General features: G+C 53.8%; 14 protein-coding genes. 7 read left to right on the top strand and 7 right to left on the bottom strand.

The features are described from left to right. From WCE46_RS06840 to WCE46_RS06825, 4 genes are all read right to left on the bottom strand, one after another. Positions 1–254 (bottom strand): ATP-binding cassette domain-containing protein (locus WCE46_RS06840; RefSeq protein ID WP_424732957.1); only part of this gene is annotated, 254 nt, incomplete at its 3' end. Positions 255–327: 73 nt separating this feature from the next. After that, positions 328–603 (bottom strand): hypothetical protein, encoded by a 276-nt coding sequence (locus tag WCE46_RS06835; RefSeq protein WP_424732956.1) that lies wholly within the window; start codon positions 601–603, stop codon positions 328–330. Positions 604–1,235: 632 nt separating this feature from the next. Further along, positions 1,236–1,811, bottom strand: a complete 576-nt coding sequence (locus WCE46_RS06830; RefSeq protein ID WP_424732955.1) for a hypothetical protein — start codon at positions 1,809–1,811, stop codon at positions 1,236–1,238. Positions 1,812–2,278: 467 nt separating this feature from the next. Next, positions 2,279–3,049 (bottom strand): DNA-methyltransferase, encoded by a 771-nt coding sequence (locus WCE46_RS06825; RefSeq protein ID WP_424732954.1) that lies wholly within the window; start codon positions 3,047–3,049, stop codon positions 2,279–2,281. 97 nt (positions 3,050–3,146) lie between these two features. Here WCE46_RS06825 and tsaA point away from each other — a divergent pair, with 97 nt between their 5' ends. The 4 genes from tsaA to WCE46_RS06805 all read left to right on the top strand — a co-directional run bounded on the left by tsaA (position 3,147) and on the right by WCE46_RS06805 (position 8,100). Beyond that, on the top strand, positions 3,147–3,644 hold the full coding sequence (tsaA, locus tag WCE46_RS06820) for a tRNA (N6-threonylcarbamoyladenosine(37)-N6)-methyltransferase TrmO (RefSeq protein ID WP_424732953.1): 498 nt from the start codon (positions 3,147–3,149) through the stop codon (positions 3,642–3,644). Positions 3,645–3,711: 67 nt separating this feature from the next. After that, positions 3,712–4,203: a DUF2124 family protein gene (locus tag WCE46_RS06815; RefSeq protein WP_424732952.1), complete on the top strand. Its 492-nt coding sequence runs from the start codon at positions 3,712–3,714 to the stop codon at positions 4,201–4,203. A gap of 107 nt (positions 4,204–4,310) precedes the next feature. Beyond that, entirely contained in the window at positions 4,311–7,253 is a 2,943-nt protein-coding gene (locus WCE46_RS06810; protein ID WP_424732951.1) for a phosphoribosylformylglycinamidine synthase subunit PurL, read from the top strand. A gap of 1 nt (position 7,254) precedes the next feature. Further along, the gene (locus WCE46_RS06805; RefSeq protein WP_424732950.1) at positions 7,255–8,100 is read left to right on the top strand and encodes a phosphoribosylformylglycinamidine synthase subunit PurQ; all 846 of its coding nucleotides are present in this window, start codon (positions 7,255–7,257) and stop codon (positions 8,098–8,100) included. Positions 8,101–8,170: 70 nt separating this feature from the next. On the opposite strand, the gene WCE46_RS06800 is transcribed toward WCE46_RS06805, so the two are convergent. Next, positions 8,171–8,890, bottom strand: coding sequence for a zinc ribbon domain-containing protein (locus tag WCE46_RS06800; RefSeq protein WP_424732949.1), 720 nt, complete (start codon positions 8,888–8,890; stop codon positions 8,171–8,173). A gap of 359 nt (positions 8,891–9,249) precedes the next feature. On the opposite strand from WCE46_RS06800, the gene WCE46_RS06795 reads away from it, so the two are divergent. The 3 genes from WCE46_RS06795 to WCE46_RS06785 all read left to right on the top strand — a co-directional run bounded on the left by WCE46_RS06795 (position 9,250) and on the right by WCE46_RS06785 (position 11,528). Next, a complete protein-coding gene (locus WCE46_RS06795) occupies positions 9,250–9,801 on the top strand; it encodes a hypothetical protein (RefSeq protein WP_424732948.1) in 552 nt (183 codons plus the stop codon). Between the two features lie 34 nt (positions 9,802–9,835). Continuing rightward, positions 9,836–10,147 (top strand): hypothetical protein, encoded by a 312-nt coding sequence (locus WCE46_RS06790; protein ID WP_424732947.1) that lies wholly within the window; start codon positions 9,836–9,838, stop codon positions 10,145–10,147. Positions 10,148–10,619: 472 nt separating this feature from the next. Next, positions 10,620–11,528 (top strand): transglutaminase domain-containing protein, encoded by a 909-nt coding sequence (locus tag WCE46_RS06785; RefSeq protein WP_424732946.1) that lies wholly within the window; start codon positions 10,620–10,622, stop codon positions 11,526–11,528. Between the two features lie 86 nt (positions 11,529–11,614). On the opposite strand, the gene frhB is transcribed toward WCE46_RS06785, so the two are convergent. Continuing rightward, positions 11,615–12,541 (bottom strand): coenzyme F420 hydrogenase subunit beta, encoded by a 927-nt coding sequence (gene frhB / locus WCE46_RS06780; protein ID WP_424732945.1) that lies wholly within the window; start codon positions 12,539–12,541, stop codon positions 11,615–11,617. A gap of 11 nt (positions 12,542–12,552) precedes the next feature. Continuing rightward, on the bottom strand, positions 12,553–13,311 hold the full coding sequence (gene frhG / locus WCE46_RS06775) for a coenzyme F420 hydrogenase subunit gamma (RefSeq protein ID WP_424732944.1): 759 nt from the start codon (positions 13,309–13,311) through the stop codon (positions 12,553–12,555). Between the last annotated feature and the right edge of the window lie 178 nt (positions 13,312–13,489).

Genomic DNA, 13,489 nt, shown 5'->3' with positions numbered 1-13,489 from the left:
CCGTTCTCGGGGATCACCCCCATTTTGAGTTTTGCCTCAAGCGGGTACTTCAGGAGATCGATCCCGCTGATCCGCACCGAGCCGGTATCCGGCGTCAGGACACCGGTCATCATCCGTATCGTGGTGGTCTTCCCGGCCCCGTTCTGTCCGAGAAAGCCGAAGATCTCACCTTCCTTGACGGTGATGCTGACATCATCGACCGCGGCAACCGGCCCAAATGATTTCCTGAGGTTTATTGCTTCAATTGCGTTCATGGGATCACCTGCCTGATCAGATCTCACCGGCGGTCTATTAGTATGATGTGATAAACAAATTGTAAAATCATCGCTACGTGTTCTGATTTTTGTTACCGGGACAACATACGGCAGATTTCCGGAACCGGGCGCTGCATCCGGTGTCATGAACGCGCCGGGCAACAACGGCATCATCCTGATGAGGGTGATCTTCCAGATCCCAGTTTCCGAGATCCTGTTTTAAGGGTTGGCTGTCACCCGGTATATCGATCCGTTCGCGGTCCCGATACCGGCGCTCGCGGGCGGTTTCCAGGCAGCATTTCTCCTTGCCGCCGTCCTCAGTATCGTCGCGCTCTTCTTTGCATGGCATGCACGGGATGCACCCGGTGGAAATACCGCCCGGGAAAGGAACTGACCGTTCGGGTGCCGGGACGTATCATCCCCCACAATCCACCAGTCCACCTGACCCAATCCGGGCTCAATATGAGCCCCGATTACCCCCCGACCCGCCCAAAAGAAGCCCGTATCGGGCTCCGTTTCAAAATCTCCTCAAATCGGGCTTATTTTTGAAAACGGACAAAGTAAAACGGACTCGATAACGGGGCTCTTTTGGCAAATCTCATACCCGATGGGCATTTTTACGATCCGAAAAACGAAGGCCGCCAGAACGCGAATACGGGGCGGCAAAGGGCATTATATGGGGTTCAAAATGGGCGTATTTTTTGAAATGGGGAGTTATATGGGGCTGGATTTATGGGGGCTGTGAAATGAGGGGAATGTCCGGTTGCCGGAAAGGATTTTTTCTGGAATTTTCAAATTCGCGATTTGATTTTTTTAAAATGGAGGACAACTGGTCTGGACTTTTTTCAAAAAAGTTCGGGTCGCGAGCGGAGAATTCCGGAATAACACAATGTTAACTTGGATTTAATAAAAAAAGAGTGGTGACCGATTTTTTTGAAACAATATACAGTCGAGTGCGAATATTTTCAAAGGATTGCTAATTTATTTTGGATTTTTCTTTGTTTGCGTCTTCGTTTTTCCTTTGGAAAAAAAGACATTTAAATCAAATACCCAAGGATGTTTTATGTCATTTACAAGATCACCAAACGCTTGGGTAACTTCCCAAAAAGTATCATTCACCCTTTCCAAATCTTCTTTTAATTTGTTTGGGGTAGATGTTAATTGCAATAACCATGTCTGATGAATCCAATCGTTTCGTTCTATCCGAATTTTGTCAATTTTCTTATAGAGTTCTTCATTGATAACGTTAGAACAAAGTGCTAGGTGCTGTGCTTGATAAAATGATAAATTTTGACAATATAATTTCAACTCGTCCATTTTAAAGTGAAAGTCTTCCTGACTCGTTTTCATCCGAACATGAAGGAGCCCCAAATTTAGCGCCATTTGAAGAAACACCATATATTTCAATGTGCTTTCGATGAGCGAATATTGAAGTATAATCGATTCATAAAATTTACTTTCCTCATTATTTTCAATAAATCCTTTAACTTCTGACCTTCGTTTGAGTAAAATGCTTGCAAAATCAGGAAATATCAGATTTTTTTCTTTATTGGGCATTTAAATATTCTGTGAACATAATAGTACTTACATATTCCTAATCGGATTTTCAACAATATTTCAACAAAAATGGACTTCACAGATTTCAGCGCTGTGACTTATTCTATATTCGCCTAGATGTTCGTCCACTGACAAGAAGTATTAAGCGATCCGAAAATAATGACAAAATTAGGTCTCAAATGATGACACTTGACGAGAGGTGCAGTCAATTTTGGGGTATTTTAGATACTTACAATATGGGAAAAATACATCCAAAAAAAATACGTTATATCAAACAGTGTCGCAAAGCAATCAAAGAACACCATGAAAAAATGAAAAATGACCCGGAACGATTAACCACTGATTTTTTAATAAAATTGACTGGTTGTAATTGTGAATTGAAAAAATAACCTCGTTTTCAAATCAACGTAAACAACGTACTGTTCAAAAAAATCCACCGGGCGTGCCGGCCCGACATTCCCGGTCCCTTATTCCCGCCGCCCTTCTTCCGCGATCCGTTGCATCGCTATCTCACAGTAATGCGGGTCGATCTCGATCCCGATCGCTTTGCGGTTGCACTGCGCAGCGGCAACAAGCGTGCTCCCGCTGCCCATGAAGGGATCGAGCACGGTATCGCCGACAAATGAAAAGAGTTTCATGCATCTTGTAGGCAGCTCGACCGGGAAGGGAGCGGGGTGGCCGATCCTTGACTTCCTCTCGCCGTTGAATGTCCAGAGCCCGTTTGTCCATGCGAGAAATTCATCCCGCGTGATATCGGACTGGTGCGATCCGCTGGTCTTCTTCCATGAATTGCGGTACAGCACCACAATCAGTTCCACGGGGGCGATCACGTACGGTGCAGACGCGCTCGCCCACGAACCCCATGCGGTCCGGCGCGAGATATTCCCCTCGTTCCAGATGATCGTGGAATGGTAGGCAAAGCCGCACTCCTTCGCGATCATGGTGAGATCGGCACCCACACTCTGCTGGCCTCCCTTGTTCTTGTCGAGCGGGATATTGAGGCAGAACCGGCCGTCGTCCCTGAGCCAGCGGTAACAGCGCTTCATCCAGCGCTTCGAAAAATCAAGGTACTCCTCATACGTCACATGGTCATCATGGGAGTTGTACTTGATGTCCACGTTGTATGGCGGCGATGTGACCACGAGATCGATACCTTTTGCCGGGACCCGCCGGGTGGCAAAGATATCCTCGTTGATGATCGCAAGGTCCTCCGTCTTGAAAAATGCTCCCTGTCCCATGCCGCCGTCCCTTTTAGGAACGTTGTCCGTTATACCTAAAGTAGTTCCCGGCCCGGTGACCACCGGGATTTTTTACCCGGAACCCCGATAATAATTCATGCACGATGCGACCGGCCCGGCATTTACCTACACACCGATAGGAACAATCCATTCGCCGTACACGGATATTGCCGGCATGCCCATCCAGCCGGTCGGGGCCCGGGGGGTCAGGGGCACGATCGAGATCAAAAGCGACCTCTGCGGTGGTCTTGCCGATCTCGACGGGTTCTCCCACATTATCCTGCTGTACGCCCTGCACCGGTGTACGGGGTACAGCCTGACGGTCACCCCTTTCCTCGACCCTGCACCCCACGGTGTCTTTGCGACGAGGTCGCCCAGGCGCCCCAATGCGATCGGCCTCTCGGTCGTCCGGCTCGTCGGCATTGAAGGGTGCGTGATCACGATCGAGGATGTGGACATCCTTGACGGCACGCCGCTCCTGGACATCAAACCCTATATCCCGGCGTTCGATTCGCATCCTGATACCCGCTGCGGGTGGTTAACGCACGTCGCAGAGAACGCACGGGATACGCGATCCGACGACCGATTCCGGTAAACATTCCCGACATCTGGCCGGACCCGTTCGGAATTATTAATACGCTTTTACACCGGATTGTTGATCCATGGAAGAACAGGAACCTCTCCGCGGAGTTACCGGGATTATCCGGCCGTACAAGGAATATATCGCGAGCCTTGGTCTTGCAAAAGGAGACCAGGTCGTCTATTATGGGTGTGTCGGGACCTGCACGCCCTTTGTCGAACTGCTGGCAGTCGGGATCCGGGGCCTGCACCTCAGCCAGGTTTTTGTCCCGCTGCTTGACGAGAGCAAGGCCCGGGTGATCCAGGACGTCCCTGATGTGGGAATGCAGGCAGCAGGAGCGCATGCGGTCGTTTCTCCGAAAGTGATTGTGATCATGGGCGGGCTTGCGATGCCGATGATGCCGACGACAAAGGAAATGGTGCGGGACCTTGCCGGACGCCACCCGGAAGCAAAAGTGGCCGGTGTCTGCTTCCAGGACATGTTCGAGCGGGCCGGGTGGATCGGGGTCGTACCGTTTGACTTTACCATCAGCGCGATGATCGAGCCGATAACCGTCGCCCGTGCAGAAAAATAAATTTTTGTTCATGCATCGGGGAATGCCCGGCAGGCATCCTGCACGGGGCAACGTTCCTTCCTGCCGGGACGGTACGTATTTTCTTCTTTTACGGTACACCAGTACGCATGGCTTCTTTTGTCCACCGCATAGAAGTTCACTATAAACACGATCCCCGCCTGAAAATCCGTACGGACCGGATCTGCTCGCTCGGGTTTCTGGTCGACGAGCTGCAGCTGGTCGACGTGTACACAATAGTAACCGGCTCCCGGGATTTCACCCGCGATGAACTCCATGAGATCGGAGCCCGGCTGTCAAACCCAGTGGTCCAGGAATTTGTGGTGGACGAAGCGACAACGGCATTTTTCGATTACGCGATCGAGGTCGGATTTTTGCCGGGCGTGACCGACAACGTGGGAACCACGGCAAGCCAGACGATCGAGGACTATTGCCGGGTGAAATTCTCACAGGATGATGCAGTCTATTCATCACAGCTCTATTTTGTCCGCGGGCATCTCCCCCCAGAGACAATCGCCCGGCTCGGCGACACGCTCGCAAACCCGCTTGTGAACCGTGTCATCGTCAAAACACGACAGGAGTACGGGGATACCGGGATGGACCGGGTGGTCCCCCGGGTGCAGCTCCACGAGATGCGGACTGTCGGCCTTGTAGATCTTGACATCCCGGACGAGGATCTCGTACGCCTGGGAAAAGAGGGAATTTTAGACCCCGAAACCGGCGTGCGCCGGGGGCCGCTAGCGCTCGATCTCGCCCAGCTCCACGCGATACGGGACTATTTCGACGAGCTCGGGCGGTGGCCGACCGATGTGGAGATCGAATCTCTTGCACAGACCTGGAGCGAGCACTGCAAGCACACGATCTTTGCCTCGGCAATGGACAACGACGTGCCAAAAGGATTGTACAAGACGTACATCCAGGCCGCGACAAACGAGATCCGGAAAGAAAAAGGCGACCGCGATATCTGCGTGACGGTCTTTACAGATAATTCCGGCGCGATAATCTTCGATGACGAAAACCTCGTGACCCACAAGGTCGAGACCCACAACTCACCCTCGGCACTCGATCCGTTTGGCGGGGCACTTACGGGAATCGTCGGGGTAAACCGGGACACGATCGGGTTTGGCCTTGGCGCAAAACCCTGCATGAACATCTACGGTTTCTGCGTCGGCGACCCGGCAGCAGACATCCAATTGTTCCGGGGAAAAGACAAGAAGAACCCGGTGCTCTCGCCGCGGCAGATCCTTGACGGTGTCGTCCGCGGCGTCGGCGTCGGCGGGAACTGCTCGGGTATCCCGACCCCGCAGGGGTTCTGCTACTTTGACAACCGGTACGCGGGTAAACCCCTCGTCTTTGCCGGGACAGTCGGCGTCATGCCCAGAGAGGCAAACGGCGTCCGACTCTCCGAGAAAAAGGCCGAGCCCGGCGATCTCGTCGTGATGGTTGGTGGCCGGGTGGGAAAAGACGGCATCCACGGTGCAACATTCTCGTCCGCGGCGCTCGACCCCAACAGCCCGGTAACGGCCGTCCAGATCGGAGACCCGATCACGCAGAAAAAATTCTCCGATGTTTTGGTCAAGGAGGCCCGTGACCTCGGGCTGTACCGGAGCATCACGGACAACGGGGCCGGCGGTCTCTCCTGCTCGGTTGCCGAGATGGCAAAAGAGAGCAACGGCTGCCGGGTTGACCTTGACAAAGTGCCGCTCAAGTACCCCGGCATGGCCCCCTGGGAGATCTGGATCTCGGAGTCGCAGGAGCGCATGACGCTTGCCGTCCCACCGGAAAAAATTGACGAGTTCATGGACCTCATAAAGCGCCGGGAGGTTGAAGCGACGGTCATCGGTGAGTTCACCGGCACGGGCCGGTGCATTGTCGAGTGCCAGGGAATTGTCGGGATGGATGTCGAACTATCGTTCCTCCACGACGGCCTGCCCAAAAAGACGCTCACGACAACGCCGGTAACCGTTCATAATCCCGAGCCGGCTCTGCCCTGCCCGGCACGGCTCGACGACCTCTTGCCGGCGATGCTTGGCCGCAGGAATATCTGTTCCACGGAATTTGTGACGATCCAGTACGACCACACCGTGCAGGGCGGCCATGTCCTTGGGCCGGTACAGGGGAAAGGCCGGGTGCAGGCACCGGCAACGCTGACAAAAGTGGTCCCCGGATCGAAAAAGGCCGTGGGCTTGTCGCAGGCGCTGTTCCCCTCCTACGCTGAGATCGACCCGTACTGCATGGCCGGGGCTGCCATCGACACCGCGATCCGGGGCCTTGTGGCGCTCGGCATTTCTCCTGATGAGATCGCGCTTCTCGATAACTTCTGCTGGTGTTCTTCTGACGAACCGGAACGGCTCTGGCAGCTCAAACAGGCCGCAAAGGGATGTTACGATTACGCAAAAGTGTTCGGCACACCGTTTATCTCCGGAAAAGACAGCATGTTCAACGATTTCTCGGGGTACGACGCAGAGAATAACCGGGTCAAAGTCTCCGTTCCCCCTACTCTCCTTATCTCCTCCATCGGCGTCCATGCGGATGTTGTAAAGGCGGTCTCGATCGATGCGAAAGTCGCAGGCGATATCGTGTATGTTATCGGGGAGACTGCGGAGGAACTCGGCGGCTCGGAGTATTTTGCCCATCTCGGGTATACCGGGAACACGGTCCCTAAACTGGACGCGGCAGCGGCAAAGGTGCGATACCAGAACCTCTACAACGCGATTTCCCACGAACTGGTGGCCTCGGCATACCCGGTCAGCCACGGGGGACTTGGCGTCGCTCTTGCAAAAGTGGCGATTGCCGGCCGGCTCGGGATGGATCTTACGATCCCGTCTTCCCTGCGCCCGGACTATTTCCTCTTCTCGGAGTCCCTGGGCCGGTTCGTGGTGACCGTTGCACTGGACCACAAGCGTGAGTTCGAGCGGATCATGGGCGCCGATGCGGTGCTGCTCGGGAAAACCGGCGGCAGCCGGCTGCGGATCACGGGCCGGACACTTCTTTTCGAACAGGAAATTTCAAAACTTGAAGCGGCATACAAGGCGCCGTTTGGGGGGTTCTGATATGGCAGTCATGTCTCCGGCAGATGGCAGGAAACCCGGGCAGGGGCAGATCCCGGAAAAAGCCATTGTCATGAGTGGGTACGGGATCAACTCCGAGATGGAGACCCGGGAGGCACTCCTCCGGGCCGGTATGGACTCCGACATCGTCCACATCAACGACCTGATTGCAGGACGACAGCGCCTCTCGGATTACCGGATGCTCATCTTCCCCGGCGGGTTTTCCTACGGGGATGACACCGGCGCCGGTAACGCGTATGCGAACCGGGTGAGAAACAACCTCTGGGACGATCTCCTCGAGTTCCTTGACGGCGATAACCTGGTCCTTGGGATCTGCAACGGCTTCCAGATCCTTGCAAACCTCGGGCTCGTACCCGCGTTTGACAAGAAATACTCCCGGGACATCGCCCTGATGCCCAACCGGGGCGGGCGGCTGGAATGCCGGTTCGTGACGATCCGGCCGGCGGCCGACAACCTCTGGACGCACGGCATTGAAAAACTCTGGTGCCCGGTTTCCCACGGTGAAGGTAATCTCTCCTGCTCCCCGGAAACTCTCCAGCGTATCAAAAAGCACAAGCAGGTCGCGTTTACCTACTGCCGGGAGGATTTGAGCCCGGCGGCCGGCGAGTATCCGTTCAACCCGAACGGTTCTGTCGATGACATTGCCGGTATCACCTCGGCAGACGGCAGGGTGCTCGGCATGATGCCGCATCCCGAGCGGGCGATGGAGTTCACCAACCTCTACGACTGGCCGCTCATCAGGGAGCAGATGCGGCGGAGCGGGGAACGTATCCCGGAAGAATCGCTCAACATGGCGATCTTCCGTAATATCGTCGGGTACTTTGCGTGAACCCGGGGTCACGTGAAAACTAAAAAAGAGCGCCCGGTCAAAACTGTTTTTTTGCGCAGTATCAGGTAGATTACCTGAACCCGAACATTCCTTTCTTTTTTCCCTGCTTTCCGCTTTGTGCGGGACGTTTGCTGTCCATTGCGTTGAGACCATCACGGCGTTTTGCATCTTCTTTTAGTTCGTCGGCGATCAAGGGCAGGTGGGAATACTTTTTTCTGGATGTGGGCATGGAAAGCGGTGACTCCTGGTAGGAGACCGTCTCTGCGGGTTGTTCCGGCTCATCGGCAACAAGTGGGAGGTGCGCGTACTGCTTCTGCGGCGGCTCCTCGGGTGGTGCGATCTGGACATCGAACGTCGGGTCACCGTCGGACCACGGGTCCCACTCTTCAGAGGGATCCTCCGGCACCGGCAGCCGGCTTTTCTTGAGCTTGACGACAACGGGTGCGTGTACAGGTAAGGGTTGTGGTGCAGGTGCGGCAGCTTGTGGAGCCGGGGCGCCTGCGACCCGGGTACCCGGGATAACCGGTACATACGTGGCGCCGCACCGGGTACAGAACTTTGAGTGCGAGGCGGGAGCCGGGGTCCCGCAGACCGGGCAGACCTTTTTTGCGAGCGATGCGCCGCACACATCGCAGAACTGTGCTTTCTTATCGGAGACAAGGGCCCCGCACGCAGGACAGACTGGGAATCCCGGCGCCTGCTCTTCTATGAGCGGCGACCCGCACAGGTCGCAGAACCGCGAATTGTTGTCGGGTGCGGGGGCGCCGCAGTTTCCGCATTTTTTGCTCATGTACTCTCTAGTGAATAAAAACGGTGGCGACATAAAGACTGCGGTTCTGTTATTTCCTGCTGGTGTGATTCGTCAGGTTATTTTTTTTTCAGTTTCTCTTTTCCCGCCGGAGATTGCGGTTGTTCTCTCTCGGGTTTTCCCGGCATGGTCATCATTACTATAAACCTACCGGCAGTTTATCTACGATCCGGGCCCAAAAAACCGGTCTTCTTTTCCACCATCCCGGCAAGAGTAGTCATGGCAGGAAACAGGGAATACTAAAACCCGCCGGTCCCTGAACCAGGAAAACCCCAAAATCCCGTCAGCTTTTTCACGGTTCCTATTGTACTATTTTATCAGGTTAGAGCCCGGGAATTGCCATGAAAACCCTGCCCCTGATATCCGGAATTGTCCTCGAAGGCATCGCCGACCTTGTGGTTATCATCGGTTTCTTTTCCGGTTCCCCGGTGCTCCTTGTTGCCGGAGTGGCGCTCATCTGCGTTGCATTTGCACTTATTTTCAATGGAATACGCGTGCTCATTTCTCCTGCTCCTGGTGTACAAAGGGCCCCCCATGTCTCCCTTGGCCCTGGCGTTCTCTATGCAGACCGGCTTGTCAGCATCTCCGGGGACAGCATCACGTTTTTTCACTATTACTTCCCGATAATGTCCAGCCGGCGGGTTGACTTTGCCGACATCGACCACGTCACGGTACACCGTGCCACGCTCCGCACGGGATCGTGGAGGATCTGGGGCAGCGGCAACCTCCGCACATGGTTCCCGCTCGACACCAGCCGGCCCTCCCGCGACCTGATCTTTTGTGCAAGTGTGCGGGGCCGGGGCATGGACATCGGGTTTACCGTCGAAGACTCCGTATGGGTGCAGGAGATCCTTGCCGAAAAAGGCCTGATTCGCCCGGATCCGAGTGCCTGAAACATTTTTCCTCTCCGGCATGCAACAGAGGGGTGTGACAGCAGCACAGGATGAGGAACTTGCCCGGCAGTATCCGGACATTACCCGGATACGTGAGACCGTCGGGATCTTTGAAATGAATATCATGGATGTCGAAGTCCCCCTCAAAATCAAAATTGTCCGAACCGGCAACGACTATTCTGGTCTTGCAAACCTTGCCGTGCGGGAGAAAGGCGCAAAGGACTACTACCGTGATACCGGGAGTTACCCATCACAGGAGGCTGCCCTGAACGGTACGGTGGCGGGATTTTTCCGGCACCTGACACCTGGCGCTTCGATCCGGGAGATCAAGAATTGGGGAACCTGATATCCGGACCAAAAAAAGCCCGCACCATCCTGGATTATTGCCGGGGGGTATCTGTGCCTCCCTGAACGTTCTGGCTCTCGTGATCGTATTCTTCTTTTTTTCGTGTTATGAGCAGATCAGGAAAAGTAATGATGAAAATTTTCAGACGCTTTTTAATAAAATATTTGGTTTAACCTGCTGGTTTGTGACTCTGCTCCATTTGTTATGCGCAACAACTGCTTCTGTTTTATGAATAGATATGCTCCTTTTGTGCAATATCAATCATCCCGGTAACATCGACGGGGAAAACCAAAGAAACGATAAACGGAATCGGTGCCCCTCATTAAATTAAAAAAATTAACTCTATCGAATGTAAAATAAACTATGTATAAAGTAAAGTGTACATTATATAATGGAAAAATTAAGTTATATAATGGAATGTTTTCCGTATAAATTCGAAAAATAACCCCTTGTCGATCGATGGTGCGACAGCATGAAGAAAAAACTCGCAAAGCATGTGCGGAAGATCCCCGGAGCCGTCCTTGCGGTTCTTTTCATCATTGCAATGGGAATTGTTTTCTTTGCGGGGCTACTCCTGGTATTCCCGTATCTGAACCCGTTCCCGTCACTTGATCCCCGGGCTGCCGGAACGATTGCCATGGAGAAAAGTGATGCCGATGAAACCATACTCCTTAATAATGAAATCGCTGCCGAGTACGGAGAAACCATCTATCCCCAAGGGAAAGAACGCATCTGTGATGAAGTGGCAAAAGTCCGGCAGATCCCTGGTACCGATGCAAAACTTGACGAAATTTTTGAATGGGAAATGAAAGACTGGATAGAACCGGACGATAATATATCGGCGTTTGCGTGCGCTAATGCTGCATGCAGTTACATATACCTCATCAGTGATCCATCCCGGATGAAAGCAAGCCCGTATTATGACAGTATTCTCTATCCCCAGGTAACTCCGAATGGAACGTATTACGCGGATGATCCGTACTGGATAGCATATAATAAAGTGGGGGAGTGCAGGGAATATTCCGAGCTGTTTGCTTTTATGGCGCAGCAATCAGGTATTGACTCCCGGATCGTCAGCACCGATGCGCACCAGTGGGTGGAACTTGAACTCCCGAACGGGTCCTATTACTACGACCCCTGGTGTGCCCATACCCGTGATTATTACAACGCCACCGACGGCAACATGACGTTTGAGGACAAATGGTTCAACAAAATCGGGGAATACGAGGACAACTGCCAACCTCCCGATCCGTACTTCATCACGTATCGCGAATTTCCGTATCTCTGGGCTACCCCGAAATACTGGGCCGCCTACCAGTGGCATGAACTGGGCACTGCATTCAACGTAATGGTGCCCGGTAATCGACCGGCTCTTTATTAGAATGCGGATCGCGGCGGCCCTGCCACATTTTTAGCGGTATTACTGTACCTGCACTTCTCTGCAGGAAGAATCTGTAAAAAAAAAGTTTAGATGTAGGGGTTCCGAAGAGCCTTGCCCACACCGAAGGTCTTGCGAGCTTCGAGAGTGTTCTTGTTCTTCGTAATCTTCTCGTTTGCAAGCTTGCTTACGAGTTCGAGACCTGGCTTGACCTTCTCGATGGGCTGGGTCTCAAAGACACCAGCGGCCATTGCACTTGCCCAGACCGATTCACCGATCTTTGACCTGACAAAGACCGTGGACCAGCCGTCGGGGCTGCCAACGGAACCGGTGGAGATGTCACCGAGGTTTGCCACGTAGTCGAGGCAGACATGGCAGCCGGGCTGCTCGTATTTGTGGGTCACCTTGAGCGGCAGCTGAACGACCTGTCCGCGCTTGCCGTAAACCCAGAACTTGCCCTTGCCGATCTCCATCTTCTTGACGGATTCCATCTTCATCGCCGCGTGGTCTTCCACGAGCTGGAGGATGCTCTGGTACGGGAAGTTCTCCATGCAGAAGATACCGACTGCAAGTGAAATGCTCGCGCCGACATCACGCATGCCGAACGGATACAGCTGGGCCTTCCTTACCGCCTGCATCTGGCAGGGTGTGCCGACAATACCGACCTTGTCCAGGCCGAAGCTGCGGGTTGCCTCCTTGAGGAGTGCAATGTTCGGGCTGATGTTGTACTTGGTACCGGCCGCTGCAAGCAGCTCCGCCTTGGTGTTGACGATCGCCGGGATCGGTCTCCAGGGCTCGATCATGTCGAAGTTCGAGTTGTCCTGGATACACTTGGACGGGTATTTTTTGTAGAATTCCTTGTTTGCTGCAACGATAGCGCCGTCAATAATTCCCGAGTCGAGTGCATACGCAAAGAGCGATGTAACAATGCCGCCGTCCTGGGAGAATTTGACAATCTCCTTGTCGGTGCTCCGGGCTGAGACGCATGATTTGTATTTACCGAGTTCTGCTCCCATTTCAATCACCTTCACTGGAGTGCCGCCATGATGGCCTCGTTGATCGCCTCATACTCACTGATGACCTCAGTGTTGAAGAACCCTCTCGGGCACTGCGCAGAGCAGGCGCCGCACTTGATGCACAGGTCGCGCTCAAGCTGGGGCTTGCCGTACTCCATGGTGATGGCGTTTACCGGGCAGGCTGCTGCACAGCTTCCGCATCCCATGCAGAGACCCTGGTTGATCACGCTGGTCATGATATCGCAGGCGCATGCTTCGCAGCCTCCTGCGAGCTTCATGAGCGGTGTCAGGTATGCAGTTGCGAGGTCTTTCTGTTCCTTGGTTCCCTTGAGAAGCAGGTATGCCGTTACCGCGACGTTCCTGATCATCTGGGGTGTCGGTGCGCATCCGGGGATAAACACATCTACCTTGATCAGGTCGCCGATCGGCAGGAATGCCTCGTGACCCGGCTGGTTCTGCTGGCCACCGCGGCAGAACCGGGTGATATTGCCATAGCAGGCGCATCCGCCGAGTGCAACGACGATTGTTGACTTCTCACGGGTTTCCTTGAGTTCTTCTACTGCGAGTTTGTCGTTAATACAGACGGATCCCTCAACGAACGAGACATCGACCTTCTGGACATGCCTGACATCTGCAAGGGTCGGCATGTATTTCAGGTCAACATATCTGTCGAGGAGCGTTAATAATCCGGCATAGTTGTCTGCGAGTGCCACAGTGCAACCGGTACACCCACTCAGGTGCGTGTAACCTAACGTAATCTTATCAGCCACAGGCTTAACCTCCTTTTTCGTTTCTGCTGGTTTTGCTGCTACGTCAGCTGATTTTGAGGGAGCCGCAGCTGGTTTTGGCGGTTCCGGGCTGACGTTCTTCTTGAATACACTTGATAGTAGTCCCATAATCCACTCCAATAGTTTCGAGTATTACCTGAATTGCTTTCGGAATCGCGTT

Origin of the sequence: Methanoregula sp., from assembly GCF_049690535.1 — an archaeon.
GTDB lineage: Archaea > Halobacteriota > Methanomicrobia > Methanomicrobiales > Methanospirillaceae > Methanoregula.
The sequence above is the reverse complement of the archived record's forward strand: the minus strand, read 5'-3'. Positions and strand labels throughout refer to the sequence as shown.

Bases quoted from the DNA above. Each gene is read 5' to 3' on its own strand.
- WCE46_RS06835 (WP_424732956.1), bottom strand. From the start codon at position 603: ATGCCATGCAAAGAAGAGCGCGACGATACTGAGGACGGCGGCAAGGAG.
- WCE46_RS06830 (WP_424732955.1), bottom strand. From the start codon at position 1,811: ATGCCCAATAAAGAAAAAAATCTGATATTTCCTGATTTTGCAAGCATT.
- WCE46_RS06825 (WP_424732954.1), bottom strand. From the start codon at position 3,049: ATGGGACAGGGAGCATTTTTCAAGACGGAGGACCTTGCGATCATCAAC.
- tsaA (WP_424732953.1), top strand. From the start codon at position 3,147: ATGCACGATGCGACCGGCCCGGCATTTACCTACACACCGATAGGAACA.
- WCE46_RS06815 (WP_424732952.1), top strand. From the start codon at position 3,712: ATGGAAGAACAGGAACCTCTCCGCGGAGTTACCGGGATTATCCGGCCG.
- WCE46_RS06810 (WP_424732951.1), top strand. From the start codon at position 4,311: ATGGCTTCTTTTGTCCACCGCATAGAAGTTCACTATAAACACGATCCC.
- WCE46_RS06805 (WP_424732950.1), top strand. From the start codon at position 7,255: ATGGCAGTCATGTCTCCGGCAGATGGCAGGAAACCCGGGCAGGGGCAG.
- WCE46_RS06800 (WP_424732949.1), bottom strand. From the start codon at position 8,890: ATGAGCAAAAAATGCGGAAACTGCGGCGCCCCCGCACCCGACAACAAT.
- WCE46_RS06795 (WP_424732948.1), top strand. From the start codon at position 9,250: ATGAAAACCCTGCCCCTGATATCCGGAATTGTCCTCGAAGGCATCGCC.
- WCE46_RS06785 (WP_424732946.1), top strand. From the start codon at position 10,620: ATGAAGAAAAAACTCGCAAAGCATGTGCGGAAGATCCCCGGAGCCGTC.
- frhB (WP_424732945.1), bottom strand. From the start codon at position 12,541: ATGGGAGCAGAACTCGGTAAATACAAATCATGCGTCTCAGCCCGGAGC.